The sequence below is a fragment of the Microbacterium proteolyticum genome (assembly GCF_030818075.1).
Classification (GTDB): domain Bacteria; phylum Actinomycetota; class Actinomycetes; order Actinomycetales; family Microbacteriaceae; genus Microbacterium; species Microbacterium proteolyticum_A.
Window position 1 is genome coordinate 2,062,976 of sequence record NZ_JAUSZZ010000001.1, and the last position, 25,752, is coordinate 2,088,727.

Below are 25,752 nucleotides of genomic sequence, written 5' to 3' on the forward strand. Positions count from 1 at the left end.
TCGCAACGACGAAGGCCGTCCCGCACGATGCGGGACGGCCTTCGTCGTTGCGGGCGTCAGGCCTCAGGCAGGTGCGCGATCGTGTAGTCGATCGCGCCGATGAGGCGCCGGACGTCGGAGGGCTCGATCGAGACGAAGGTCGCGACCCTCAGCTGGTTGCGCCCGAGCTTGCGATAGGGCTCGGTGTCGACGATGCCGTTGGCGCGCAGGCTCTTCGCGATGGCCGCCGCGTCGATGCTGTCGTCGAAATCGATGGTGACCACGACGGGGGAGCGGTCGGCGGGATCGGTGACGAAGGGGGTGGCCACCGCACTCGCGTCGGCCCACTCGTACAGCGCGGTCGAGGACTCCGCGGTGCGCGCCCCCGCCCACGACAGGCCGCCGTTGTCGAGGATCCAGCCCAGCTGCTCATCGAGCAGCAGGAGCGTCGCGACCGCCGGGGTGTTGAGCGTCTGCTGGAGCCGCGAATTGTCCACGGCGTTCTTCAGGCTCAAGAACTCCGGGATGTAGCGGTCGGATGCCGCGATGCGCTCGATGCGCTCGATCGCGGCCGGCGAGACGGCGGCGTACCAGAGTCCGCCGTCGGAGCCGAGGTTCTTCTGCGGGGCGAAGTAGTAGACGTCGGCCTGCGTCACGTCGAAGTCGATGCCCCCGGCGGCGCTGGTGGCGTCGATGACGGTGAGTGCTCCGGCATCCGCGTGGACGCGCTCGATCGGGGCGGAGACACCGGTGGAGGTCTCGTTGTGGGGCCAGGCGTAGACGTCGACGCCTTCGACGGCCTCGGCCACCGTGCGGGTGCCCGGCTCGGCCTTGCGGACGTCGGGCGCCTGCAGCCACGGCGCAGCAGCCGCGGAAGCGAACTTGCCGCCGAATTCGCCGAAGACGAGGTTCTGGCTGCGGTTCTCGATCAGACCGAAGGCGGCGGCATCCCAGAAGGCGGTCGATCCGCCGTTGCCGAGGATGATCTCGTAGCCGTCCGGGAGCCGGAACAGCTGCGCCAGCCGCTCGCGCGTGCTGGCGACGAGGTTCTTCACCGGCGCCTGGCGGTGCGAGGTGCCGAGCAGGGACGCCCCGCGGGTGACGAGGGCCTCGAGCTGCGCACCGCGCACTTTCGAGGGGCCGCACCCGAAGCGACCGTCGGCGGGCAGGAGATCGGTGGGGAGTTCCACGTGCGGCATGGGACCGATTCTAAGGTCCTGCCGCAGAGAGTCCCGCGCTCGTGTCGGAGGGGGTCGGTAGGCTGGAGAGACCTGCCGCGCGACATCGAGGACACCCGAATGACCGACCTGATCGACACCACCGAGATGTACCTGCGCACCATCCTCGAACTCGAGGAAGAGAAGATCGTGCCTCTGCGCGCGCGCATCTCCGAGCGTCTCGGGCACTCCGGACCCACCGTGTCGCAGACCGTGGGGCGCATGGAGCGCGACGGTCTCGTCGTCGTCTCCGAAGACCGGCGGCTCGAGCTCACCGACGACGGCCGGCAGAAGGCCGTCGACGTCATGCGCAAGCACCGCCTCGCCGAGCGTCTGCTCAGCGACGTCATCGGCCTCGATTGGGCGTACGTGCACGATGAGGCCTGCCGGTGGGAGCACGTCATGAGCGAGCAGGTCGAGCGCCGGCTCGTCGAGCTGCTCGGTCACCCCACCGAATCGCCGTACGGCAACCCGATCCCCGGTCTCGACCAGCTCGGCGACGCCGCGACCGCCACCTTCGACGATGGCGTGGTGGGACTCGTGCGCAAGCTGACGGAAGCCGGCGGCCCCATCACCGGCACGATCCGGCGTCTGGCCGAGCCCGCGCAGGTCGACCCCGAACTGCTGCAGCAGCTCAAGGCCGCTGGGGTACTGCCCGGCAAGCGCGGCGATTACCGCTTCAACGACGGGTACGTTCTCGTGCAGATGGAAGGCGTCGACGAGGGCCTCGAGCTGCCCGTCGAGGTCGCCTCGCACATCTTCCTCGTCGCTGCCGACTGAGTCCGGCGCGTCTCACCCGGGTGTTCGCCCGGAGGACCTGTCCGAAGCGTGACATGTTCGTTATCTTCAGGTAGCCTCAAGACGTCCACAGGCTGGAAGCCCGCCGTCGGACCCCTCGCGGTTTGCCTCATCGGCTCGTCGTCCGCAGAGGGTCAAGCCCGCATATCGTGCCCCCATCATCGAGTGCTGACGAGCCAGCGTCCCCGAAGACGCAGAGGCGCCGGAGGAACTTTGGCTGAACACACCGATCCGTCTGCGGACCTACCCGAGGTCCCCGTCACGGGCATCACCCGCAAGAGTGCGCGCAAAGCCGTCGCCCGAACGACGAAACGCTCCGCGAGCACCGCGGCCGTTCCGGTCGCCGCTTCCGCGGCGGCGCCGGTCGCCCGCACCCTCCCCGCTTCCCGTCCGTCGTCGCCGCGGAACTTCGGCAAGCCGCTGCGCAGCGCCGTGATCCTGTCGATGGTGGCGGGTCTGGTCGCAACCGTCGCCATTCCGGCCTACGCGGCCACGATCCCCGCGGCCGAGACCGTCACGCTGCAGCAGATCTCGGCGGTCGACAACCAGTCCCTGGTCGTCGCGTCCGACGCCACGGCCGAGACGCTCGACCGCAGCAGCTACTCCGCCACCACCGCGGACGAGATCAAGAAGAAGAAGGACGACGAGGCCGCGGCCGCTGCGGCCGCTGCCGCCGCCGAGCGCGCCCGCCAGGCGGCATCCACCGCGAGCACCTCCGTCTCGTCGGTCGATCTGACCATGACCGCGCCCGGATCGGGCGAAGTGCGCTGGCCCCTCACGAGCTACATCCTCGGTCGCGGTCTGTGGGACTCCGGTTACCACCAGGGTGTCGACCTGCTCGCTCCCGGTGGCCAGCCCATCTTCGCCGCCGCTGCGGGCGTCGTGAGCGTCTCGCAGGAGAGCTACGGCGGATACGGCGTCGCCATCGTGATCGAGCACGTCATCAACGGCCAGAAGGTGTCGACCACCTACGGTCACATGACCTACGGCAGCCGACAGGTGCAGGCGGGCGATACTGTCGCCGCCGGCCAGCTCATCGGCCTCGTCGGTTCGACCGGCAGCTCGACCGCCAACCACCTGCACTTCGAGGTGCACATCAACGGTTCGGTCGTCGACCCCTACGCCTGGCTCCAGCAGAACGCGGGCTGAGGGTCATCGAGTGACCAGACGGCGTGCCGGAGACGATCGTTCTCCGACACGCCGTCTTCCGTTTCCTCTCGCGGCGGTCCCCGGGCGTGTCGCCGTGGGTTAGCCTGTCAGCGACGTCGGAAGAACCGGAGGGAACGCCGATGAACACCAGTCCGCGCATCCGCACCATGGATGCGCTCGGGCTGCTCGTTCTTCGGCATCGTGAGTTCGGATGCCGCGGCCTCGCCGCGACTTTCAAGGCGCTGTCTGTCTAGACAGCGCCTTTTTTCATCCCCCACTGCGCCTGCCGTCGTCACGAGTCGAACATCCGAGAAGCCGTCTCGGCCATTCGAGAGGAAACGTGAATGCGCACACTGGTGCTGAACGCGGGCTACGAGCCCCTCGCGGTCGTGTCGTTCAAGCGGGCCCTGGTGCTCGTGATGAACGAGAAGGCCACCGTCGTCGAACGCATCGAGGAAGACCCCGTGTGGGCCGCCGCCGGTGAGTACGATCGTCCGGCGGTGATCATCCTCACCCGATACGTGCGCGTCCCGGGTGCGCGCCGTGTGCCGGTGACCCGCCGCGGGGTCCTGCGCCGCGATGCTCACCGCTGCGGGTACTGCGGCAAGGCGGCGTCGACCATCGACCACGTCCTTCCGCGCTCGCGCGGGGGGAAGGACACCTGGGAGAACCTCGTGGCGTGCTGCCTCGCCTGCAACAACGTCAAGGGCGACCGCACGCCGCAGGAGATGCGCTGGGAGCTGCGACTCGTGCCGGCCCCGCCGCACGGATCGTCATGGACGGTGCGCGGCGTCGACAAGAGCGACCCGCGGTGGGAGCCGTACCTGGCGCTCGCGGCCTGACGCTCACCCCTTCGCGCGGCGGCGGCCGCTGCGGGCGGAGTCCGTCTCCGGCGTGCCCATCGGCATGCCGGGGATCGTCTCGGACCCCTCCCGCACCGATGTCGGAGGTCGATCGTATCTTCGACCCACAGGGATTGAGGGAATAGAACACATGTTCTAACCTGTGGGAGTGAGGGCGATCATGCGAGACCAGGTACAGGCCGTACCCGACATCCATGCGCTGCGCGATCGCCTCGAACGCATGCAGGGCCGTCGGATGGACGTTCCGGTTCTGCCCACGCACCCGGCGTTCTCGTCGTTGCTCCCAGGGGGCGGGCTCCGGCCCGGCTCTGCTTACGCGCTCGCCCGTTCGGCGTCGCTGCTGCTGGCGCTCATGGCCCGACCCTCGCAAGACGGAGCGTGGTGCGGGGTGATCGGCATGCCCGAGCTGGGAGCCGAGGCTGCCGAGAAGTACGGCCTCGACCTCGACCGGCTCGTCTTCATCCCCGACCCGGGTCCCCGATGGCTCGCGGTGACCGCGACGATCACCGAGGTGCTGCCGGTCGTGGCCGTCCGCCCCCCGGTGGGCTCCACGGCGGCCCGCGGGGGTGCCGAGACCACGCGTCTGGCCGCGCGCCTGCGCGATCGTGGATCCGTCCTGCTCGTGCAGGGGGCATGGCCGCAGGCCGAGGCCGTGATCGACGTGGCGGATCCCCAGTGGTCGGGTCTCGGGCAGGGGCACGGGTATCTCGCCGGCCGCGAGCTCACCGTGTCCGTCAGCAGCCGGCGCTCGCCGAACGCCCGCCGCGCGCGCATGCTCCTGCCGGCCGCCGACGGGTCGATCGAGCTGCTGGGCGCACCCGCCGAACGCCTCGTGCCGCGCGAACGCGACGCCTACCCGATGCGGACGTACCCCGTGCGGGCGGTGGGCTGATGCACGCGCCCACGCGCAGCCTCGTGCTGTGGTTCCCCGACTGGCCGATCACGGCGTTCGCCCGAGAGGCAACGACGCCTCCGAAGCCGGATGCCGCGGTGGCGGTGTTCGCGAACAACGTCGTCGTGGCGTGCTCGTGGGCGGCCCGGGCGCAGGGCGTTCGTCGTGGACAGAAGCGCCGCGACGCGCAGGCGCTGTGCCCGACGCTGCAGGTCGTGCCTGCTGATCCGGTGCGCGATGCCCGGGCGTTCGCCCCCGCCGTCGCGCGCGTCGAGGAGCACGCCCCCGGCGTGCAGGTCGTGCGGCCGGGGCTGTGCGCGCTGAAAGCGCGGGGTCCGGCCCGGTACTACGGGGGAGAGGCCGAGGCCGCGCGTACGCTCATCCGTCTGCTCGATGACGACGGGTTCGGCGATGTGCGGGCGAGCGTCGCCGACGGCATCTTCACCGCCGAGCAGGCGGCGCGGGCGGCGTCCATCGACGTCCCCGTGCGGATCGTCGAACCGGGAGAGGCCGGTGCATTCCTCGCGCCCCTGTCGGTCGCGACGCTCGACGACGACGAGTTCGGCAGTCTGCTCGGGCGTCTGGGCGTGCACACCCTGGGCGATCTGGCCGCATTGCCGGTCGAACGGGTGCGCGAGCGTTTCGGGGCCCGGGGCGTGCGGTTGCACGCTCTGTCGGGAGGGCTGGACTCCCAGCCGGTGCAGCCGCGGACGCCCCCACCCGAATTGCACCGCGATGTCGCCTTCGAGCCCCCGCTCGAACTCGCCGATCAGATCGCCTTCGGCATGCGCGTGGCGGCTGAGGAGTTCATCGCCCGGTTGGGTGCGCACGATCTGGTGTGCACCGAGCTTCGTGTGGTCCTCACCGGCGAGCGGGCCGAGCGCAGCGAACGCGTCTGGCTGCACCCCGGATCGTTCGACGCGGCCGCCGTGGTCGACCGGGTGCGCTGGCAGCTCGCCGAAGACGCGCAGGGCATCTTCGGCAGCGGTGTCGCGGGCGTGCACATCGAACCCGAAGCCGTGGATGCCGCCGCCCACCACGCCAAGGGACTCTTCGGCGCCGGTCCCGACGAGCGCGTGCACCATGCCCTGTCGCGGGTGCAGGCGATGCTCGGCCATCGCGCCGTGGTGACACCCGTCGTGGGTGGCGGGCGATGGCTGGCCGAACGCCAGGTGAACGTGCCCTGGGGCGACCGGGCCGTCACCGCGAAGGATCGCGCGCGGCCCTGGCCCGGCAGCCTTCCCGACCCCCTCCCGGCCACCGTCTACCCTGAACCGCGTCCGGTGGGAGTGACCGACATCGCGGGTGCCCCCGTGACGGTGGGGGAGCGCGATGTGCTGAGTGCCCCGCCCGCGGTGCTCGAGACGGCGGGCCAGCGCCGCCGCATCCACGAGTGGGCGGGGCCGTGGCCGATCAGCGAGCGCGGCTGGGATCCGCTGCGCGCGCGCCGAGCGCACCGATTCCAGGTGGTCGACGCCGACGGCGGGGCGTGGCTGCTGGTGGTCGAAGAGGGCGAGTGGCGGGCGGAGGGACGGTATGACTGAGCCGCGCAGCAGAGCGGGGGTGGGCTGATGGGATGGACGAACCCGCCCGTGAAGTGGTCGGAGCTCGAGCGCCTGCTCAGCGATGCCCGCCGGCCCACCGGAGCGCCGGCGAACGGCGACGGCGGCGACAGCCCGGCCTGGTCGCACAAGCGCGGAGCATACGTGCCGCCCTCGATCGAGCGACCGGCCGACATTGTTCCCTACGCCGAACTGCACGCGCACTCCTCGTATTCGTTCCTCGACGGGGCCTCCTCACCCGAAGAACTCGTCGAAGAGGCCGAGCGCCTCGGCTTGCACGCTCTCGCGCTCACCGACCACGACGGCTTCTACGGCATCGTGCGTTTCGCCGAGGCGGCCGAGGCGCGCACGGTGAAGACCGTCTTTGGAGCCGAGCTGTCGCTGGGACTCACCGGTCCGCAGAACGGCGAGGCCGATCCCGAGGGCTCCCACCTGCTCGTGCTCGCCCGGCAGGAAGAGGGCTATCACCGTCTCGCCGCCGCGATCACCCACGCGCAGCTCACCGGTGCCGAGAAGGGGCGGCCGGTCTACGACCTCGAAGACCTCGCCGAGCGAGCGGGCGGACCGCGCGACCCGCAGTGGGCGGTGCTCACCGGATGCCGCAAGGGCGCGGTGCGGCAGGCTCTGGCATCCGAGGGTCCTCCCGGAGCGGCCCGAGAGCTCGATCGGCTCGTCGACCTGTTCGGCGCCGAGGCCGTCTTCGTCGAGCTGATGGACCAGGGCGACCCGCTCGACTCGCGTCGCAACGACGTGCTGGCCGGGCTCGCCGCCGAGCGCGGGCTGCCGACGGTGGCCACCAACAACGTGCACTACGCCGCTCCGCAGAAAGAACTGCTCGCCGCCGCCGTCGCCGCGGTGCGGGCCAACCGGGGTCTCGACGAACTCGACGGGTGGCTGCCGGCGCACGCCGGCGCGCATCTGCGCTCGGGTGTCGAGATGGCGGCGCGGTTCGCGCGCTACCCCGGCGCTGTCGCGCGCACGGTGACGCTCGCCGACGAGCTGGCCTTTCCGCTGCGCCGGGCCAAACCCGCGCTTCCGAAGCAGAAGGTCCCCGAGGGGCACACGCCGATGTCGTACCTGCGGCAGCTGGTGTGGGAGGCCGTACCCCGCAAGTACCCGAACCTCTCCGACGACGACCGGCGCCGCATCGAACGCGAACTCGGCGTCATCGAGATGAAGGACTTCCCGGGGTACTTCCTCATCGTCTACGGCATCGTGGCCGAAGCCCGCCGTCGCGGCATCCTGTGTCAGGGGCGCGGCTCCGCCGCGAACAGCGCGGTCTGCTACCTGCTCGACATCACCGCGGTCGATTCGATCTTCTACAAGCTGCCGTTCGAGCGGTTCCTCTCGAGCCTGCGCGACGAGGAGCCCGACATCGACGTCGACTTCGACTCCGACCGGCGCGAAGAGATCATCCAGTGGGTCTACCGCGAGTACGGGCGCGAGCGCGCGGCGCAGGTGGCCAATGTCATCCAATACCGTCCCAAGAACGCGGTGCGCGACATGGCGCGGGCGCTCGGGCATTCGCCCGGTCAGCAGGACGCCTGGTCGAAACAGGTCGAGCGGTGGGGCGCGACGCTCGAGACCGGGGCCGACCACGACATCCCCGATCAGGTGATCGAGTTCGCGTCGGAGCTGTTGAAGGCACCGCGGCATCTCGGCATCCATTCCGGCGGCATGGTGCTCACCGATCGGCCCGTGGGCGAGGTCGTCCCGATCGAGCATGCCCGCATGGAGGACCGCACGGTCATCCAGTGGGACAAAGACGACGCCGCCTGGATGGGACTGGTGAAGTTCGACCTGCTGGGCCTGGGCATGCTCGCGGCGCTGCAGTACTGCTTCGACCTGATCCGGGATGCCACGGGCGAGGCGTGGGAGCTGTCGACACTGCCCAAAGAAGAGAAGGCCGTGTACGACATGCTGTGCCGCGCGGACTCGATCGGGGTGTTCCAGGTGGAGTCGCGCGCCCAGATGGGGCTGCTGCCGCGCCTGCAGCCGCGTACCTTCTACGACCTCGTCGTGCAGATCGCGCTCATCCGCCCGGGCCCCATCCAGGGCGGGGCGGTGCACCCGTTCGTGCGGCGCAAGCTGGGGCAGGAGCCCATCACCTACGTGCACGAGAAGCTGCGTCCGGTGCTGGAGCGCACCATGGGCGTGCCGGTGTTCCAGGAGCAGCTGATGCAGATGGCCGTCGCGGTCGGCAACTGCTCCGCCGAAGACGCCGATCTGCTGCGACGGGCCATGGGTTCCAAGCGGGGGCTCGAGCGTATCGACTCGCTGCGCGAGACGCTGTACGCCGGCATGGCCGAGAACGGTCTGGTGGGACGAGTCGCAGACGAGCTCTACGCCAAGATCCAGGCGTTCGCGAACTTCGGGTTCGCCGAATCGCACTCGCTGTCGTTCGCCCTGCTGGTCTACGCCAGCTCCTGGATCAAGCTGCACTACCCGGCGGCGTTCCTCGCGGGGCTTCTGCGCGCACAGCCCATGGGGTTCTACTCGCCCGCGACCCTCACCGCCGACGCGCGGCGGCACGGCGTAGTGGTGCGGCGGCCCGATCTTCTGCATTCGGGGGTCGAGGCGAGTCTCGAGCCGGTCGACGGCGGAGAGGCGGGTGTCACGGGGCGGCCCACCGGACTGGCCGCGTGCGCACACGCGCAACAGCCCCCGACCGGCGACTTCGATGCGTCCGAGCCCGACGAGACCTCGGCGCACCGCCGGGACGGCGGATTCGCGGTGCGTCTGGGGCTGGCCGGCATCACGGGCATCGGCACGAAGGTCGCCGAGCGCATCGTGGCAGAGCGCGAGAGAGGGGGCGCCTACCGCGACCTCCGCGACCTCGTGCGCCGAACCGGACTGGTCACGGCGCAGCTCGAGGCGCTCGCCACGGCCGGGGCGTTCGAGTGCCTCGGCCACACGCGGCGCGAGGCGATCTGGCTGTCGGGTTCGGCGGCGATGGATCGCGCCGAGTTCCTCCCCGATTCCCTCGTCGCCGTGCAGCCGCCGCTGTTCACCGACCCATCGAGCTACGAGATCCTCGCATCCGACCTCTGGGCGACGGGCCTCTCCGCCGACGACCACCCCCTCACCCATTTCCGGGCCGCGCTCGATGCCCGCGGAGTGCTCACCTCGCGCGAGCTGCGCACGTTCGAGACCGATCGACGCATCGAGGTGGCGGGGCTGGTCACTCACCGTCAGCGGCCGGCGACGGCATCCGGGATCACGTTCCTCAACCTGGAAGACGAGCACGGGCTCATGAACATCATCTGCTCCGTCGGGGTGTGGAACAGGTACCGGCGGGTCGCGAGGGAGTCGCCCGCGCTCATCGTGCGGGGCATGCTCGAACGCTCGATCGAGGGGGTGACCAACGTGGTCGCCGACGGCTTCACGGATCTCCGGGTCGGAGTCGCGCACGCGTCACGGGATTTCCGCTGACGGCAGTCGCGCCACCGGTCGGTCGCCGGTGAGATGCACATCGCAAGACACGCGGAATGACCGGGTCTTTGTCGTGAGTCGACAACATTCGCGCGGTCGGGTCATCCAGCTGTCAGCCTGGGCGCCGATCGACCGTAACGACCGAACCACCTCGCCTCGAAGGAGCGGCATGACGTCGACCATGAAGTCCCGAGTGCTCGTCCTCCTCGCCGCTCTCGCGGTGATCCTTCCCGCCTCGGTCGCCAGCGCACCGTCGTTCGCGGCGTCCGCGTCGGCCGAGCGGACCATCGACGGGCTCGACGCCGGCATCACGTACAGCGGGACGTGGCGCACGACGCTGAACCGCGCCGACTACGGCGGCTCGGTCCAATACGCGAACACGGCGAAAGCATCGTATTCGTACCGTTTCGACGGCACCGGCATCCGCATCCACGGGCGTCTGACACCGCTGAGCGGAATCAGCGAAGTCCGTGTCGACGGTGTTCTCAAGGCCCGCGTCGACGCCTACTCGCCCACCATGGTGTTCCAGACCGTTCTCTTCGAGCAGTCGGGTCTCGCGTCGGGCGCTCATACGCTCACCGTCACCGTGACCGGGCAGAAATCGGCCGCCGCCCAGAACACGAACGTGACGCTCGACGCCCTCACGGTGACGTCCGCCCCGTCGGATCCGACACCCACGACCTCGCCCACCCCGTCGACCTCGCCGACCGCGACGCCGACCGTGTCACCGACGGCGTCGCCGACCGTGTCGCCGACCGCGTCGCCGGTCCCGACCGCGTCACCGACCGCGACGCCGGTCCCGACCGCGACCCCGTCGCCGGTGCCGACCGTGGCCCCGACCCCCTCGCCGGTACCGACTGCCGCACCCGAGCCGACGGCCACGCCCGGTCCCGTGACCATCCCCTCTCCTCTCGCCGAGTGGCGCTTCGACGAAGCCGGCCCCCCGTTCCGCACGACGACCGGCGATCTCCCGCTCCAGCAGGCGGGCAACGTCCGGTCGAGTTCCGTCGCGACACCCTTCGGGAAGGGGGTGTACCTGCCCGGTAAGAGCTTCCTGCGCCTGCACAGGGACGCGGTCGGTCGGCTCAACGTCGGCGCGGGGTCGGGAACGGTCACCGTCGCGGCGTGGGTGCTGATGACCGACGACAACGCCGGGTTCATCGCGGGAATGTGGTCGGAGTCGAAGGGCGACCCCCGTCGGTCCTACGGGCTGTTCTACGACCTCAATATGTATGGCGGTGACGAGCGCACGAACTTCCACGTCTCACGGTTGGGCGGACCCACCCCCGGCCATCCGTACTCCATCGACTACTCCGCTTCCGGGCAGCTGTTCACCCGTCACGTCTGGCAACTGCACGTCGGCACGTACGACGGTCGGCAGGCGGTGTCGTACCTCGACGGCCTCGCGATCCCGTATGGACCGGTCACCGACAAATTCGGCAACACCTACGTCAAGAATCCGTACACCTACCCGGACGGCTTGAATCCCGTGCCCGCCGAGTTCACCGTCGGCGCGGTGCAGACGGCCACGACGGTCGGCAACTACGCCCAGGGGACGATCGCCCGCGTCCGCGTCTGGGACAGCGCGCTGACCGCCGAACAGGTGCGCGCGCTCTACGAGAACGAGCGTCCCCTCGTGCCGTGACCCGACGCGATCGGGGCACGCGCGCGCGGTTCGCGGTCGGGGAATCGCGACGGATCCGAAAGCCCTGGGGCGGCACCGCGCCGAGCGTGGTCGCCGTGAGTTCACCCGCGCGCTGCCTCCTGACGTGAGCACCGGCGGCGGCCGAGTGCATCACTAGACTCGGGCCATCGCGCCGGTTCCGTATCAGACAGGGGAACGACATGACCGACACGCCCACTCCACCCGACGGTTGGTACCCCGACCCCGCCGGCGGCGGTGGCCTGCGTCGGTGGGATGGCACGGCATGGACCGACGACGTCCGTTCCCTCGACGGCACCCCGATCGACGGCACGGCACGTGAAGACACGGCGCGTGAGGGCAACGGGGAGACCCAGGATGCCGGTGACCTCGCTCCCGAGACCGATGAGGCGCTCGCCGGCGGGGAGGATGCCACGGCGGACTCCTCACCCCGCGGCGATGCCGGGTCGCCGGCGCTGGCCTCCGACGCGGCCGCCGCGTACGCGGAGACGGCATCGCCCACGGACAGTGCCCATGGACCGCACGGCGACGCGCCGTCTCTGACGCCCTCGACGCCCGGGGCGTCCTCCGCCGACGCCGACGCCGACCTCGACCTCGAGGCCCCGGCGGCCTCCGGTTCGCCCGAGGTCCCCGGAAGCCCGACGTCGAGCGGAACACCCCAGACGTCCGACACCCCCGAGCCGCAGACCGCCCACTCGACGGTCACCGCTGAGACCCCGCCCGCGTACGGTTCTTCGCCTTCGTCCCCGGCGGATGCGAGCGGGTCCGAGGCCGACACCCACCGAGCCGACGTGGACGCGCCGCGTCCCGTCGCCCCCGCCGTCGCTGCCGGGGCCGGTGCCGCCGCCGCGGCGAGCGCCTCCGCGACGCCGCAGCCCGCCCCGTCCGTCCCCGCTCCACCCGCGGCTCCGGCGCACCTCGGCGCGACGGCTCCGGATGCCGACGGTCCCGCCCGCACGCCGGCCCACCCCGGCCTCCCGGTGTATCCCGGCAGCACCCCCGCCCACCCCGACGCCTCCGTCCCGGCGACCCCTCGCGGGGTACCGGCATATCCCGGGACCGCCTCGGTCAGCGGCGGGGGCTCCGCGAGCGCCCCGACGGTCGTGTACGACGCGGCCCCGCGCCGCGACATCTCGACGAACACGGTCTGGATCTGGCTGGTGGTCGCGCTGCCGCTGCTCGTCGTCCTCGGACTGTTCGTGGTCGATTGGGGAGCGCTGATGCGCCAGGTCGTGTACAGCGAGATCTACGCCGACCCGTTCGCCCCCGCGCCGATGGGCGGCGCCGTTGTGAACGCGGTGTCTTCGGTTCTGGGCATCCTCTACAACGCCGCGACGGTGCTGTTCGCGTTCCTCGATTGGCGTCAGTTGCGTGCCCGCGGCATCGCGCGGCCGTTCCACTGGGCGTGGAGCTTCTTCGTGCTCGCGATCGGCAGCGGTCTGGTCTACGTGATCGGTCGGAGCGTCATCGTGCGCCGTCAGACCGGGCAGGGGCTCGCGCCCCTGTGGACAGCGATCGCGACCACGCTCGTGATGTGGATCGGGTTCGGTATCTGGGTCGCCGTGCTGGCGCTGCAGGTGGTCTCCCTCATCCAGGAGCTGCAGTACGGCTACTGAGCAACGGCACGCGGGTGGCGCGCTTCGGAGCGTCGGCTGATCCGGATGGTGACACCCTCGCCCCGTGACGTTCTGTGACGGTGGATATCTCCGGGTGACGTGATCGACCGCGCGGTCCTCGGGTGCTCGTACGCTCCTGGAACCGGCGTACGACGCCGATCACCCCGGGAGGCCCGTCATGTCCGCACCGTCCATCGCTCAGCAGATCGACGACTTCAACACCGGCTTCGAGGCCCAGATCGGCGACCGCCTCGCGGGAGTCTTCGGAGGCGAGCAGGCCGACCTCCGCGGCGCCGGCGTTCCGGACGGCGCGCTCGGGGTGGGCGCCTCGGCCCCGGATGCCGCGCTTCTCGCGGTCGACGGGAGCGAGACGTCGTTCTCCGACGCGCGGGACGGGAAGGCAGCCGTGGTCGTGTTCTACCGCGGTGCCTGGTGCCCGTACTGCAACATCACCCTGCGCGCGTATCAGGAGAAGCTCGTGCCCGCGCTTCACGAACGAGGGGCGACGCTGATCGCCGTTTCCCCGCAGACTCCCGACGGGTCGTCGCAGAGTGTGACGAACGGCTCGCTGGACTTCACGGTGCTGTCCGATCCCGGGAACCGCCTCGCGGACCAGTTCGGGATCGTGACCGAGCCCAGCGCCGCCGCGCGAGCAGCCCACACCGAGCTCGGCTTCGACGTCGCCGACAGCAACGCGGACGAGAGCGCGCGCATCCCCTTCCCGTCGGTGTACGTCATCGACGAGGCCGGTGTCGTGCGCTTCGCCGACGTCCACGTCGACTACACCACCCGTACCGAGCCGGAGGAGATCATCGCCGCGCTCGAGCGGATCCGCGGCGAGTAATCCGCGACGCCTCAGTCCGCCGACGCCGTCCGCGCCGCGACGATCGCGTCGAGCAGCGCGTGGGCGGTGTCGTCCTTGGATCCGGATGCCGTGGCCACGACCTCGCCCTCTCGGTCGACGATCGTGAGGGCGTTGTCGGCAGTCTCGAAGCCCTGCGTCCAGCCGACCGCGTTCGCCGCGAGGAGGTCGACGCCTTTGCGCACCGCCTTCGCGCGAGCTCGTTCGCGGAGTTCCTCGTCGTCGGCCACCGTCTCGGCCGCGAAGGCGACGATCGTCTGCCCCTCGCGGCGGCGGGCGACGAGCCCGGCGACGATGTCGCGGTTCTCGACGAGCTCGAGCGTCAGGCCGCCGGGGGAGTCCTGCTTGCGCAGCTTGTTCTCGGCGACCGCGGCCACGGAGTAGTCGGCGACCGCTGCGGCCATGACGACGACGTCGGCACCGGCGGCGACGGCATCCATCGTCCGTCCGAGTTCGTCCGCGGTGCCCGCGACGATGACGTCGACGCGCGGGTCGGGCCGCACGTCGGCGTCGAGGTGCGCGGCGACGAGAGTGACCGTGGCGCCGCGGTCGGCGGCCGCCCGCGCGATGGCGACGCCCTGGCGTCCGCTGGAGCGATTGCCGAGGTAGCGTACGGGGTCGATGGGCTCGCGGGTGCCGCCGGCGCTCACGACGACCGAGAGGCCCTCGAGGTCGCGAGGACGCTCCACCAGGGCGAGCGCCGCGGCGAGGATCTCTTCCGGCTCCGACATGCGTCCGGGACCCGAGTCGCCGCCGGTCAGCTGGCCGTCGGCGGGACCGACCACGTGTACGCCGCGGGCGCGCAGCACGTCCATGTTGTGCACGGTCGCCGGATGCCGCCACATCTCGGTGTGCATCGCGGGAGCCACGACGACCGGGGCGGTCGTGGCCAGCAGCGTCGTGCCGAGCAGATCGGACGCCAGCCCCGCCGTCATCGCGGCGAGGGTATTCGCGGTCGCGGGTGCGACGATCACGAGATCGGCCGACTGGCCGAGGGCGACGTGTCGCACCCGTGCGACGTCGTCGTGCACGGACGTGGTGACGGGGTTGCGGCTCAGTGCCTCCCACGTCGGCAGGCCGACGAAACGCAGGGCGTCGTCCGTGGGGACGACGTGCACGTCGTGCCCGGTTTTCACGAGCAGACGGACGAGGCCGACGGTCTTATAGGCGGCGATGCCCCCGGTCACTCCCACGACGACGAACATCGCCCCAGTCTTCCAGGTCGCCGGGTGCGACGGGCTCGAGCGGGCGGGCGACGAGAACGGCGGATGCCACCCCCCCCCGCAGCGGGGGCGTCGGGTGAGCCGTGGTCGGGCCGCGGGTCCTGTTCTGGACGTGGACGTCGACCACCCCGGTCGAGACGTGCCGCCGGTCGCGCTCCGGGCGGTGCCCGTCCGCTCCGCGACCGTCCCTCCCCGACCGACATCCTCGGTGGCTCCGAAAAGCGCCGGCCGTTCCGGGCGCGGGTAGCGTTGAGGGAATGTGCACGGTCGTGATCCACGTCCCGGAGGGCGCGGGCCAGCCGGTGCGGCTGCTCGCCGTCCGCGATGAGGAGCGCGACCGCCCGTGGCGCGGCCTCGGGCCGTGGTGGCCGGAGCGCGGCGGTATCCTGGGCGTTCGTGATGATCGCGCGGGCGGCGCCTGGCTCGCCGTCGACCCCGCCGCGGGGCGGCTGGCCGTGCTGCTGAACCGGGAGGATCTGTCCGGCCGCTCCGATGACGAGGTCGTCAGCCGCGGCAGCATCTCGCTCGATGCGGTGGGCGCCGGCATCCCGGATCGTCCCCGCACGCGCGGATTCAATCTGGTCGAGGTGGATGCCGACGGAGCCCACCTCGTGGAGTGGGACGGCCTCCAGGCTCGGCGCACCAGAATCCCGCCGGGCATCCATATGGTCGCCCACCACGCGGTCGACGACCCGGCCACTGCGCGCATCGCTCGATGGCTCGAAGCCTTCCGGGCGGCGGGCCTCGGCCCCGGCGAGGACTGGTGGATGCCGTGGCTCGACGTCGTCGCGCGGGCGACGAGCGATCCGTCGGCGTCGGTGCTGCGTCGCGACGAGCACGACGGGCACGTGCTCGAGTCGCTGCTGCTGTGCGCCGCCACCGTGGGGCCGGAGGGCGTCGACGTGCGTCAGGCCACGCCGGTCTCGCCGGGTCGCTGGGACGACGGGATCGTCGCGGGACTGCGTCGCGGCATCCCTTCCGCGAGCGCCCGCCGGGAGGCGCGCGCCGACGGGCCGACAGCCGACCGCGAGGCCGCAGCGCAGTAGGCTGGTCGCATCCCGCCTCCGTAGCTCAGGGGATAGAGCGCCGCACTCCTAACGCGGGCGTCGCAGGTTCGAATCCTGTCGGGGGCACTCCGCTCGGCCGCCTCGCACGGTGCGCCGCTTCACGCTGGAGGCTCGGTCGCCTCGCGCGACGTTCGAATCGGGCGACGGGTGCGGCCGGTCTGGCTCCCCGGCGAACGCGCCCCTGCGCGGGCGGTTCCGTCGAACCTCGAGATTTGGACCCGCGGCGCATCCATCGTCGAGCCGACGTCCTCGCGCGAAGCTCGCCCGCTCGACGGGTCAGGTGCGAAACCGGCCCGCACACGACGATGCCCCGGTTCTCCGCCGGGGCATCGTCGTGGAGGAGCGCGTCAGGCGGCGCCGGTCACCGCGAACTGCACCGATCCCTGCTCGGGGTCGATCTGCGCATCGAGCACGCGGTCGTCGAGGACCGCGGCGGCGTCGGTGTCGAGATAGACACGCGCTCCGGCGTTCTCGACGACGGCGTCGCCGGACTCGGGGGCGTCGACGACGGACAGCCCGAATGGCGACTCCGGGGAGCCTGCGCCTTCGATCCGCACGCCGCCCTCGGCGGCATCCGGCAACTGCGCGGTGATGGTCTTGACGGCGGTCGTGGCCTCTTCGGTGAGCGTCAACATGGGTGACTCTCCTTCTCTGATCGACGACAGGAGTCAGCCACGATGCCGAGAATCGGCGGCATCCTCAACCTCTGGCATCCATTGCCAGGGTTTTCCCACGTGCCCCGAGAGGCTCAGGGAAGCAGGCCCGCGCGGCGCGCGCGGGTGACGGCAGCGTGACGGGTGGAGGCGTCGAGCTTCGACATCGCCGAGGCGAGGTACGACTTCACCGTGGTCTCGCGCAGCCCCAGGGATGCCGCGATCTCGCCGTTCGTGGAGCCCACGGCCGCGCACGCCAGCACATCGATCTCCCGTCGCGACAGGTGCAGGTCGGCGTCGATGGCCGGGGTCGGCACATCGCCGGTGAGGGCCGCGAGGCGCGCCTCGATGTCTTCGAGACGGCGGCGCACATCGTCATCGCCGACGGTGGCCGCGATGCTGCGCAGCTGCGCGTAGCTCTCGCGGATCTCCTCTCGTGCTCCGGCGCCGAGACCGCCCTCCGGAGCGGGGGAGCCGGCCAATCGCCGCTCCACCTCCGCGCGCACGCGCAGTTCGGTGCCCAGCTCTCCGGCGACGTCGAACGCCGGGCGCGCGTGCACCTCGCCGACGGGCGACTGCGCCCACGACCCGCAATAGAGCACACCGCGCGCCGTCCCTCCGACGAGGACGGGCACCGCGAACAGCGTGGCGATCCCTTCACCGAGGATGGCGCGGTCGTAATCGTGGGTGATGGAGCGCGAGGTGCGGTAGTCCAGCGTCATCCTCGGGCGCCGTTCGACGAGTGCACGGCCACCGAGACCGCGCGTGGCGTGCACGACCAGACCGTCGATGCTGCGCGTGCGCGCGCCGACGATCGTGGTGACGTGCACGGCGCCCTCGTGCTCGAGGCCGCCGAAGGCGACGGGGAAGTGCGTGCGCCGGGCCAGTTCGGCCACCGCATGCGAGACCAGGCCCGCGTCGTCTCGAAGAGCCGATGGTGCTCCCACGCACTACCTACTTCCGGGGGTGACGGCCTCATCGCCGCGTTTCGTAGCGTCGACCCTACCACCGGGAGCGTTTCCACAGCCCGGTCACCCCCCTCCGGCGCGGTGCAGCGCCGGATGCATGAGGCAAGGAGGCCACATGACGGATCGTCGCATCGACGACGCCCACACGGGCGGAATCGATTACATCGCGGTCGAGGAGTCCGCCCCGTTCCAGGAGTTGAAGCGGCGCCAGCGCAGCTTCGTCTTCCCCCTGGCCGCGGCGTTCCTCGTCTGGTACTTCGTCTACGTTCTGCTGTCGTCGTTCGCGCCCGGGTTCATGGCCCAGCCGGTGTCGGGGGCGATCACCGTCGGGCTGCTGTTCGGGCTCGGGCAGTTCGTCACCACGTTCGCCATCACCATGGGCTACGTCGCGTACGCCAACCGTCGTCTCGACCCCGGTGCCGAGCAGCTTCGCGCGGAGCTCGAGCAGGCGGACGGGGGACGACGGTGAACGACGTCCTCACTCAACTCGATGCGGCCGTGCAGACGGTCGAGAACAACCCGGTGCTGAACATCTCGATCTTCGGCGCGTTCGTCGCCGTGACGCTGTTCATCGTGATCCGGGCCAGCCGCAACAGCAAGACCGCGGCCGATTACTACGCCGCCGGTCGTTCCTTCACGGGGCCGCAGAACGGCTTCGCGATCGCGGGCGACTACCTGTCGGCGGCGTCGTTCCTCGGCATCGTCGGCGCGATCGCGATCAACGGCTACGACGGCTTCCTGTACTCCATCGGGTTCCTGGTGGCGTGGCTGGTCGCCCTGCTGCTCGTGGCCGAGCTCATGCGCAACACCGGCAAGTTCACGATGGCCGACGTGCTGTCGTTCCGCCTGAAGGAGCGGCCGGTGCGCATGGCCGCCGCCATCACGACCCTCGCGGTGTGCTTCTTCTACCTGCTCGCGCAGATGGCCGGAGCCGGTGGCCTGGTGTCGCTCCTGCTCGGGATCACCGAGCGCGTCGGGCAGTCCATCGTCGTCGCGGTGGTCGGCATCCTGATGATCGTCTACGTGCTCATCGGCGGCATGAAGGGCACGACCTGGGTGCAGATCGTCAAGGCGTTCCTGCTCATCGGCGGCGCGCTCGTGATGACGGTGTGGGTGCTCGCGATCAACGGCTTCAACCTCAACACCCTGCTCGAGAGCGCCGTGGCGGCGTCGCCGAAGGGGGATGCCGTCCTGGCTCCGGGCCTGCAGTACGGCAAGAACCCCTGGGACTTCATCTCGCTCGCCCTCGCCCTGGTGCTCGGCACCGCGGGTCTGCCGCACGTGCTCATGCGCTTCTACACGGTGCCGACCGCCAAGGAGGCGCGTCGCTCGGTGGTCTGGGCGATCTGGCTGATCGGCCTGTTCTACATCCTCACTCTCGTGCTCGGATACGGCGCCGGCGCTCTCGTGGGCTCGGAGGCGATCCTCGCCGCCCCCGGTGGAGTGAACGCCGCGGCACCGCTGCTCGCTCTGGCCCTGGGCGGCCCCCTCCTGCTCGGGTTCATCTCGGCGGTGGCCTTCGCCACGATCCTCGCGGTGGTCGCCGGCCTGACCATCACCGCAGCGGCATCCTTCGCCCACGACATCTACGCCAACGTCGTGAAGAAGGGCGACGTGCCGCCCGACGGCGAGGTCAAGGTGGCCCGGCGCACGGTGATCGTGATCGGCGTGCTCGCGATCCTCGGCGGCATCGGCGTGCAGGGGCAGAACGTGGCCTTCCTGGTCGCGCTCGCCTTCGCCGTGGCGGCATCGGCGAACCTCCCGACCATCCTGTTCTCGCTCTTCTGGCGCAAGTTCACCACGCGGGGCGCGGTATGGAGCATGTATGGCGGTCTGGGATCGGCTCTCGTGCTGATTCTGCTGTCGCCGGTGTTCTGGGGTGGGCCCACGAGCGTGTTCGCCGACACGGGGGTGGCCATCTGGCCGCTGAACAACCCCGGCATCGTGTCCATCCCGCTCGGGTTCTTCCTCGGGTGGCTCGGCTCGGTCACCTCCCGCACCGCGGAGGACCGACGCAAGGCGGCGGAGATGGACGTGCGCTCCCTCACCGGATTCGGGGCGGAGAAGGCCTCGAACCACTGAGCACCCCGACGCCCGCTGCCCGGTCCCGCCTCCGCGGGGCCGGGCAGCGCCGTGTCGTCCCACCGCCGGCGCACCGGCGCAGGACGCCCCGCGCCGCCCCGCCGGTGCGCGCCCCCTCGCCCGCCCGGGCGCACGCCACGCCGACGCACGCCCGCCGCCCCGCCGCGGGACCGCGACCCCGTGTCATCCCGCGACCCGAAGGGCCCCGCTCCGCACCGTCTCGTCCTCGAGCGAGAGCAAGAACTGCTTCACCTCGGGATGCCCCCCGTATTCGCCGATCGATCCGTCGGCGCGCACGACGCGGTGCACGGGCACGACGATCGAGAACGGACTCGACGCGCACGCCGTACCGACCGCGCGGGCCGCGCGGGGAACGCCGGCCATGACGGCGACCTCACCGTAGGAGGCGACCTCCCCATAGGGGATCGCGCGCGACGCGTCGAGCGCCGCCCGGGTGAACCCGCGCACCAGCCGCCAGTCCAGCGCGACGTCGAAAGTGCGCCGCGCACCGTCGAAGTACTCGTCGAGCTGCCGCGCCAGGTCGGCACCCGCGGCGGGGTCGGGCTCGGGCATCACTCCCAGGCGCTGCGCGATGTCGGCGCGCGCGATGTCGATGCCGTCATGGGCGACGTCGAGGCGCACCAGGGCCTCGTCGATGAAGGTGAGCAGGATCGGGCCGATCGGGCTGTCGTATTCGGTGCTGGTGATCGTGTGCATGGGCCCATCTTCACGAGTCGCGTTCGCCGATGCCTCGGTGCTTCCGGGGATCGGTGGAGGATGTGCGGAACCGACCCGCGGGGGAGGAACCGCCGGTGGTGCGGCGTGTCGCCGATTACCGCGAAACTCGCGCCCGCTGTCAGCGATCCACAGGTGCCCGGCATAGTCTGACAGGTGTGTGGCGAGCTGAGGACGGTGCCGTGAGCGGCGCCGACGGAGACGAGACGGTGTCGTCCGTCGACCCGGGCGAGCTGCGATTGTCGGAGCCCGGCATCGTGGTCCGCCACGTCGCCGACCCCGAACGCGATCGCATCCGCGCCGAGGCCGCAGCCCTGGGCGGACGCTCCACCCTCCTGCGTTTCGACGACGCGCGCGACGCCGGGATCGACATCACCAAGGCGCACCCGGGTTCGCTCCCGCAGTTCATCACGGGCCGCGCCACCATGCTGTCCAACCTGTTCCGCGACGAGGTGGCACTGCGCACCGCTCGTCTGGCCGCCGAGCGCATCACGGCCAAGAACGTCGAACTGCGCACCGCTCGTGGTCTCGAACCGGTGCATCTCGCCGTCGGCCTGTCGGCCTGGAAGATCGGGGGAGTGGAATGGTCGGCCCCCGTGCTGCTGCGCCCGCTCGCCATCCGCCGGCACCACGGCGATTTCGAGCTGAAGCTGCACGGCGCGTTCGTGATGAACCCCGAGCTCGCGCGCGCATTCCGCACGCACCTGGGCATCCAGATCGACAGCGCCGCGCTCGCGGGGCTCGCCTACGACCAGGGCGTCTTCAAGCCCCAGCCGGTCATCGACCACATCCGGCGCCTGACCACGCACGTGCCGACGTTCGTCGTGCACCCGCGGCTGGTGATCTCGTCCTTCGCCGACGTGGCATCCGGCATGGCCCGTGACACGCGCGACCTCGACGACCCCCTGCTCAACGCGCTCGCCGGCCACCACGATGATCGTGCGCGCGTCACCGTCCGTCGCGACGATCCCGTCGTCGTCAGCCCCGACGAGCGCAGCCCCGCGGCCGACACCCTGCTGCTGGACGCCGACGCCGAGCAGGAACGCGTGCTCGCCCGTATCGGAGCCGGTCACTCGCTGGCCGTGCACACCCTGCCCGGCACCGGCGGGACCCAGACCGTGATCAACGCGATCGGCCAGCTGGTGCGCGACAATAAGCGCGTCCTCGTCGTGAGCGCGCGCCGGTCGACGCTCGACGGCATCCGTCATCGCCTCGCCGGGGTCGGTCTGACCGGACTCGCCGTCTCGCCGAACCATGTGCGCCGAGACCTGATCCGTGCGATCAGCCGCAACGAGAAGGCCGAGCAACCCAAGGTCGCCGACATCGACGACGCGCTGGTGCGCCTGCGCACGGTCCTGCGCGACTACCGCTCGGCCGTCACCGAGCCGCACCTGGCCCTCGGGGTGTCTGCGCTCGACGTGCTGCGCGAGCTGACGTCACTGGCATCCACGTCTCCTGCTCCCTCGACCGAGGCCCGCTTCGATCTCGCGACGCTCGAGAAACTCGCCGGACGACGGGATGCCGCCGCGCGCGCCCTCGCGATGGCCGCCCGTCTGGGCGAGTTCCGGTTCGGTCCCGATGATTCGCCCTGGTACGGCGTGAGCTTCACGCGCACAGAAGACGCGCGTGGCGCCCACGCGCTCGCGGGCACGCTGCACACCCAGGAGGTGCCGCGTCTGCTCGAGCGTGGATACGAGCTCATCGCCAAGACGCGGATGCGGCCCTTCCAGACCGTGTCGGAGCTGGGGGCCTACCTCAAGCTGCTGCAGGGAATCCGCGAGTCGCTCGACCGCTTCAGCCCCACCGTCTTCGAGCGCCCCCTCGGGGAGCTGATCGACGCGCACTCGCCGCGTCGCGACGCCTCCGCGATGAGCGGGCCGAACCGCCGTCGCCTCAAGCGCCTGTCGAAGGAGTACGTGCGCCCCGGCGTCCACGTGCCGGACATGTACGAGGCCCTCGTGCGCATTCAGCAGCAGCGGACCGAGTGGCAGCGCGTCGTCGAGGCGGGTGTCGCCCCGGAGGTGCCGTTGGGCCTCGGCGACGTGCACGTCGCGTGGCAGCGCACCGACGCCCTGCTCGGCGAGCTCGATCAGATCCTCGGGCGCCAGGGGTCCGAGCGCCTGGCGACCCTGCCGGTGCAGCGCCTCGTGCGCACGCTCGCGGGGCTGGCCGCCGAGTCGACCTTCTTCGACAATCTCGTCGAGCGAGCGCAGCTGCGTTCCGAGCTCGCGCGTCTCGGTCTCGAGCAGCTGCTCGTCGAACTCTCCGTCCGTCATGTGCCCGAGGAGCGGGTGGGTGCGGAGCTGGAGTTCGCGTGGTGGCAGTCGGCGCTCGAGCATCTGCTGCGCACCGACCGCGCACTCCTCGGCGCCAACACGAGCGTGGTCGACCGCCTCGAGCGCGACTTCCGTCTCGTCGACGAGGCGCACGCGGCCGCCGCGGGGCCGCTGCTCGCCGCCCAGCTGGCGACGCAGTGGCGCATCGGCATCGTCGATCACCCCGATGAGGCCGCCGCGCTCAAGCGCGCGCTGAAAGACGGGTTGCACTCCGCCCAGGAGATCTCGGATGCCGCGCCCCTGCTCCTGCGCACCCTCGCGCCGGTCTGGCTGGCCTCGCCTTACGAGGTGCCCGACGTGCCGAGCGACCTGGCGTTCGATGTCGTGATCATCGCGGATGCCGCGGCCCTGTGCCTCGCCGAGGCCACGCCGGCGCTGCGTCGGGCGCGCCAGGTCGTGCTCTTCGGCGACCCGGTCGTGCAGAAGCCCACGCCCTTCCGCGTGAGCGCCGCGATCGCTCCCGCGCCCGATGACGCCGACGAGGTGCCGTTCGACGACGTCTCCGTCTTCGAGCGCGTCGCCGAACTGCTGCCGGTCGAGACGCTCACGCGCAGCTACCGCGCCGGCGGCGAAGACCTGTCGCAGCTGGTCAACGACGCCTTCTACGGCGGAGAGATCGTGTCGCTGCCGTGGGCGGGATCGTACCTCGGCCGAGGCAGCCTCAGCGTCGACTACGTCGAGGGCGGGGTGGGCGCGCCCGATCCGGTCAGCGGTGCCGTCGAGAGCCCCGACGCCGAGGTCGCCCGCGTCGTGACACTGGTGGTCGAGCACGCCGTAAACCGCGCGTCCGAGTCGCTGATGGTCGTCACCGCCAGCCGCAAGCACGCCGAGCGCGTGCGTGCCGAGGTGGTCGCCGCCCTCACGGGGCGGTCGGATGTCGCCGAATTCGTCTCGCGCGATGCCGCGGAGCCTTTCGCGGTGCTGACCCTCGAGGAGTCGGTGGCGGAGAGCCGCGATCGCGTGGTCTTCTCGCTGGGCTTCGGGCTCACCCGTCACGGTCGCGTCCTGAGTGACTTCGGCGACCTGTCCACGCCCGACGGTGAGCGCCTGCTGACGGTCGGCATGACCCGTGCTCGCCGCTCGATGGTGATCGTGTCGTCGATCCGTCCGTCGTCGTTCGACGATGGACGACTCGAGCACGGCGCGGCGACGCTCATGGGCATCCTCGGCAACGTCGCCTCACGTAGCCGCGAGAGCCGCCTGGAAGACCTGGCCGACCCGCTCACGCGGGCTCTGGCGCGGGAGCTGCGTCGTCTCGGCGTCGAGGTCGACGTGGACTACCGGGGCCTGCTGCCGCTCGTCGCGCGATACAAGGGCAAAGCCGTCGTCGCCGAGAGCGACCCCGAGACGATCGGGGAGTCGCTGCGCGAGACGCTGCGGCTGCGGCCGCAGATCCTGCGCCGCCTCGGTTGGCACTACGTCCGCGTGCACGCCTTCGACCTGTACAGCGACCCGGCGGGGGTCGCGATGCGGATCGCCGAGCTCCTCGGTGCGGCCCCCGATGCAGGCGCGCCCGACTCGACGACCGAACCCCTCGATCTGCCCGGTTGAGCGTCCCGTGACCGAGACTCCGGATGCCACCCGGGGCGACGCTCCGCGTGCGGTCCCGGTCCCTTCAACAGGCTCAGGGACCTCCGCTCCGCCGCAGGAGGCTGAGCTCGTCGACGCCTCCGGGACCAGCGGCCAGCCCGTGCGCCAGCCGGTCGTCCGCGTGCGGGGTTCGCGCCGGGCGCGGTTGCTGCCTGCTCCGGGCACCACGGCCGAACCTGCACCGGCCGATGACCGGGAACGGGGCGCGGGCACGAAGCCCGCGGCATCCGGCCCCAACGACGACCGCATGCTCCGCGACGTCCCGCCCCACTACTGAGACGGAAAACGAAACGGCGCCAGCGTAGGAAAGTATCCCGTGCGGACGCCGTTTCGCCTCACGCCTTGTCGTTCTGGCGGTCCAGGAGGTCGCGGATCTGCACGAGCAGTTCCTGCTCCGTCGGCAGCTTCGGCTCCTCGGATGCCGCTTCGGCGACGCCCGCACGGGCGGCGGCGCGCTCCTTCCACCGGTTCATCGGGAAGACGAAGACGAAGTAGACGATCGCTGCGACCGCGAGGAAGTTGATGATGGCGACGAGGATGTTGCCGAATTCGAACGTCGACGTGCCGCCGAAGATCGTGTTCACCGTGAGATTCAGATCGCTCAGGTCGCCGACCTGGAACAGGAATCCGATCAGGGGATTGATGAGCCCCTGCACCATCGCATTGACGATGGCCGTGAATGCCGCGCCGATGACGACGGCGACCGCGAGGTCGATGACATTCCCGCGGAGGATGAATTCCTTGAATCCTTTGATCATGCGCTGGCTCCCCTTCTGCCGCGCCGACCGGGGCTCAGGAGGCCGAGGACGGGGCGGACGCCTTCGTTTCCGACTTCGATGATGTCGAAGATGACGACGAGCCGCCAGCGCTTGCGTTCGACGACGTCGTGCGCGAGTCGGTGCGATAGAAGCCCGCTCCGTTGAAGGTCACGCCGATCGAACCGTACTGTTTGCGCACCTCGCCGCCGCACTCCGGGCACTCCGTGAGGGCGGCGTCCGAGAAGGACTGCACGGCGTCGAAACGGTGGCCGCACTGCTTGCAGGCGTAGGAGTAGGTGGGCATCGG

Annotated in this window: 21 protein-coding genes and 1 tRNA gene; 15 read left to right on the forward strand and 7 right to left on the reverse strand. The window is 70.8% G+C overall.

What is annotated here, in order from left to right; all coding sequences use genetic code 11:
• Positions 1–56: 56 nt before the first annotated feature.
• Positions 57–1,178 carry a phosphoserine transaminase gene (gene serC, locus QE392_RS09605; protein WP_307451043.1) on the reverse strand — a complete coding sequence of 374 codons (1,122 nt, stop codon included), beginning with the start codon at positions 1,176–1,178 and terminating at the stop codon, positions 57–59.
• A 99-nt stretch (positions 1,179–1,277) separates the two neighbouring features.
• Between serC and QE392_RS09610 the strand changes: the two genes are divergently transcribed.
• From QE392_RS09610 to QE392_RS09650, 9 genes are all read left to right on the forward strand, one after another.
• On the forward strand, positions 1,278–1,976 hold the full coding sequence (locus QE392_RS09610; RefSeq protein ID WP_307451045.1) for a metal-dependent transcriptional regulator: 699 nt from the start codon (positions 1,278–1,280) through the stop codon (positions 1,974–1,976).
• 231 nt (positions 1,977–2,207) lie between these two features.
• Positions 2,208–3,143, forward strand: coding sequence for a M23 family metallopeptidase (locus QE392_RS09615; protein WP_307451048.1), 936 nt, complete (start codon positions 2,208–2,210; stop codon positions 3,141–3,143).
• A 344-nt stretch (positions 3,144–3,487) separates the two neighbouring features.
• Positions 3,488–3,985 carry an HNH endonuclease gene (locus QE392_RS09620; RefSeq protein WP_307451050.1) on the forward strand — a complete coding sequence of 166 codons (498 nt, stop codon included), beginning with the start codon at positions 3,488–3,490 and terminating at the stop codon, positions 3,983–3,985.
• Positions 3,986–4,154: 169 nt separating this feature from the next.
• Positions 4,155–4,898 (forward strand): hypothetical protein, encoded by a 744-nt coding sequence (locus QE392_RS09625; RefSeq protein ID WP_373426458.1) that lies wholly within the window; start codon positions 4,155–4,157, stop codon positions 4,896–4,898.
• Complete coding sequence (locus QE392_RS09630) at positions 4,898–6,442, forward strand: DNA polymerase Y family protein (RefSeq protein ID WP_307451052.1); 1,545 nt, start codon at positions 4,898–4,900, stop codon at positions 6,440–6,442. Before QE392_RS09625 ends, QE392_RS09630 begins: the two co-directional genes overlap by 1 nt.
• A 27-nt stretch (positions 6,443–6,469) precedes the next feature.
• The gene (locus QE392_RS09635; protein WP_307451055.1) at positions 6,470–9,892 is read left to right on the forward strand and encodes an error-prone DNA polymerase; all 3,423 of its coding nucleotides are present in this window, start codon (positions 6,470–6,472) and stop codon (positions 9,890–9,892) included.
• Between the two features lie 169 nt (positions 9,893–10,061).
• Positions 10,062–11,537, forward strand: a complete 1,476-nt coding sequence (locus QE392_RS09640; RefSeq protein WP_307451058.1) for a LamG-like jellyroll fold domain-containing protein — start codon at positions 10,062–10,064, stop codon at positions 11,535–11,537.
• Between the two features lie 200 nt (positions 11,538–11,737).
• Positions 11,738–13,171: a DUF2510 domain-containing protein gene (locus tag QE392_RS09645; protein WP_307451061.1), complete on the forward strand. Its 1,434-nt coding sequence runs from the start codon at positions 11,738–11,740 to the stop codon at positions 13,169–13,171.
• A gap of 178 nt (positions 13,172–13,349) precedes the next feature.
• Positions 13,350–14,015 (forward strand): peroxiredoxin-like family protein, encoded by a 666-nt coding sequence (locus QE392_RS09650; RefSeq protein WP_307451064.1) that lies wholly within the window; start codon positions 13,350–13,352, stop codon positions 14,013–14,015.
• An 11-nt stretch (positions 14,016–14,026) separates the two neighbouring features.
• Here QE392_RS09650 and coaBC read toward each other — a convergent pair whose 3' ends face one another.
• Positions 14,027–15,238: a bifunctional phosphopantothenoylcysteine decarboxylase/phosphopantothenate--cysteine ligase CoaBC gene (gene coaBC / locus QE392_RS09655; protein ID WP_307451067.1), complete on the reverse strand. Its 1,212-nt coding sequence runs from the start codon at positions 15,236–15,238 to the stop codon at positions 14,027–14,029.
• Between the two features lie 275 nt (positions 15,239–15,513).
• Between coaBC and QE392_RS09660 the strand changes: the two genes are divergently transcribed.
• Positions 15,514–16,302, forward strand: coding sequence for an NRDE family protein (locus QE392_RS09660; RefSeq protein WP_307451070.1), 789 nt, complete (start codon positions 15,514–15,516; stop codon positions 16,300–16,302).
• 14 nt (positions 16,303–16,316) lie between these two features.
• Positions 16,317–16,389, forward strand: a tRNA-Arg gene (locus QE392_RS09665).
• Between the two features lie 281 nt (positions 16,390–16,670).
• Here QE392_RS09665 and QE392_RS09670 read toward each other — a convergent pair.
• Both QE392_RS09670 and QE392_RS09675 read right to left on the reverse strand, forming a co-directional pair.
• The gene (locus QE392_RS09670) at positions 16,671–16,958 is read right to left on the reverse strand and encodes a Fe-S cluster assembly protein HesB (protein ID WP_307451072.1); all 288 of its coding nucleotides are present in this window, start codon (positions 16,956–16,958) and stop codon (positions 16,671–16,673) included.
• A gap of 113 nt (positions 16,959–17,071) precedes the next feature.
• Complete coding sequence (locus tag QE392_RS09675) at positions 17,072–17,923, reverse strand: helix-turn-helix transcriptional regulator (RefSeq protein ID WP_307451077.1); 852 nt, start codon at positions 17,921–17,923, stop codon at positions 17,072–17,074.
• Between the two features lie 136 nt (positions 17,924–18,059).
• Between QE392_RS09675 and QE392_RS09680 the strand changes: the two genes are divergently transcribed.
• Together QE392_RS09680 and QE392_RS09685 are read left to right on the forward strand one after the other, a co-directional pair.
• Positions 18,060–18,413, forward strand: coding sequence for a DUF485 domain-containing protein (locus QE392_RS09680; protein ID WP_307451080.1), 354 nt, complete (start codon positions 18,060–18,062; stop codon positions 18,411–18,413).
• Positions 18,410–20,026 carry a solute symporter family protein gene (locus QE392_RS09685; protein WP_307451082.1) on the forward strand — a complete coding sequence of 539 codons (1,617 nt, stop codon included), beginning with the start codon at positions 18,410–18,412 and terminating at the stop codon, positions 20,024–20,026. Before QE392_RS09680 ends, QE392_RS09685 begins: the two co-directional genes overlap by 4 nt.
• 183 nt (positions 20,027–20,209) lie before the next feature.
• Here the strand turns inward: QE392_RS09685 and QE392_RS09690 are convergent, their stop codons facing one another.
• Positions 20,210–20,743: a methylated-DNA--[protein]-cysteine S-methyltransferase gene (locus QE392_RS09690; protein ID WP_307451084.1), complete on the reverse strand. Its 534-nt coding sequence runs from the start codon at positions 20,741–20,743 to the stop codon at positions 20,210–20,212.
• A gap of 200 nt (positions 20,744–20,943) precedes the next feature.
• On the opposite strand from QE392_RS09690, the gene QE392_RS09695 reads away from it, so the two are divergent.
• Positions 20,944–24,648 (forward strand): AAA family ATPase, encoded by a 3,705-nt coding sequence (locus tag QE392_RS09695; protein WP_307451086.1) that lies wholly within the window; start codon positions 20,944–20,946, stop codon positions 24,646–24,648.
• A 7-nt stretch (positions 24,649–24,655) separates the two neighbouring features.
• Positions 24,656–24,964, forward strand: a complete 309-nt coding sequence (locus QE392_RS09700) for a hypothetical protein (RefSeq protein ID WP_307451088.1) — start codon at positions 24,656–24,658, stop codon at positions 24,962–24,964.
• Positions 24,965–25,022: 58 nt separating this feature from the next.
• Here QE392_RS09700 and mscL read toward each other — a convergent pair whose 3' ends face one another.
• Positions 25,023–25,445 carry a large conductance mechanosensitive channel protein MscL gene (gene mscL, locus QE392_RS09705; RefSeq protein ID WP_307451091.1) on the reverse strand — a complete coding sequence of 141 codons (423 nt, stop codon included), beginning with the start codon at positions 25,443–25,445 and terminating at the stop codon, positions 25,023–25,025.
• A gap of 34 nt (positions 25,446–25,479) precedes the next feature.
• Entirely contained in the window at positions 25,480–25,749 is a 270-nt protein-coding gene (locus QE392_RS09710) for an FmdB family zinc ribbon protein (RefSeq protein ID WP_307451092.1), read from the reverse strand.
• Positions 25,750–25,752: the final 3 nt, after the last annotated feature.

Coding starts and splice junctions, on each gene's coding strand:
- QE392_RS09645 (WP_307451061.1), top strand. CDS start 11,738: ATGACCGACACGCCCACTCCACCCGACGGTTGGTACCCCGACCCCGCC.
- QE392_RS09635 (WP_307451055.1), top strand. CDS start 6,470: ATGGGATGGACGAACCCGCCCGTGAAGTGGTCGGAGCTCGAGCGCCTG.
- QE392_RS09690 (WP_307451084.1), bottom strand. CDS start 20,743: ATGCACACGATCACCAGCACCGAATACGACAGCCCGATCGGCCCGATC.
- serC (WP_307451043.1), bottom strand. CDS start 1,178: ATGCCGCACGTGGAACTCCCCACCGATCTCCTGCCCGCCGACGGTCGC.
- QE392_RS09620 (WP_307451050.1), top strand. CDS start 3,488: ATGCGCACACTGGTGCTGAACGCGGGCTACGAGCCCCTCGCGGTCGTG.
- mscL (WP_307451091.1), bottom strand. CDS start 25,445: ATGATCAAAGGATTCAAGGAATTCATCCTCCGCGGGAATGTCATCGAC.
- QE392_RS09640 (WP_307451058.1), top strand. CDS start 10,062: ATGACGTCGACCATGAAGTCCCGAGTGCTCGTCCTCCTCGCCGCTCTC.
- QE392_RS09660 (WP_307451070.1), top strand. CDS start 15,514: ATGTGCACGGTCGTGATCCACGTCCCGGAGGGCGCGGGCCAGCCGGTG.
- QE392_RS09650 (WP_307451064.1), top strand. CDS start 13,350: ATGTCCGCACCGTCCATCGCTCAGCAGATCGACGACTTCAACACCGGC.
- QE392_RS09710 (WP_307451092.1), bottom strand. CDS start 25,749: ATGCCCACCTACTCCTACGCCTGCAAGCAGTGCGGCCACCGTTTCGAC.
- QE392_RS09680 (WP_307451080.1), top strand. CDS start 18,060: ATGACGGATCGTCGCATCGACGACGCCCACACGGGCGGAATCGATTAC.
- QE392_RS09630 (WP_307451052.1), top strand. CDS start 4,898: ATGCACGCGCCCACGCGCAGCCTCGTGCTGTGGTTCCCCGACTGGCCG.
- QE392_RS09670 (WP_307451072.1), bottom strand. CDS start 16,958: ATGTTGACGCTCACCGAAGAGGCCACGACCGCCGTCAAGACCATCACC.
- coaBC (WP_307451067.1), bottom strand. CDS start 15,238: ATGTTCGTCGTCGTGGGAGTGACCGGGGGCATCGCCGCCTATAAGACC.
- QE392_RS09610 (WP_307451045.1), top strand. CDS start 1,278: ATGACCGACCTGATCGACACCACCGAGATGTACCTGCGCACCATCCTC.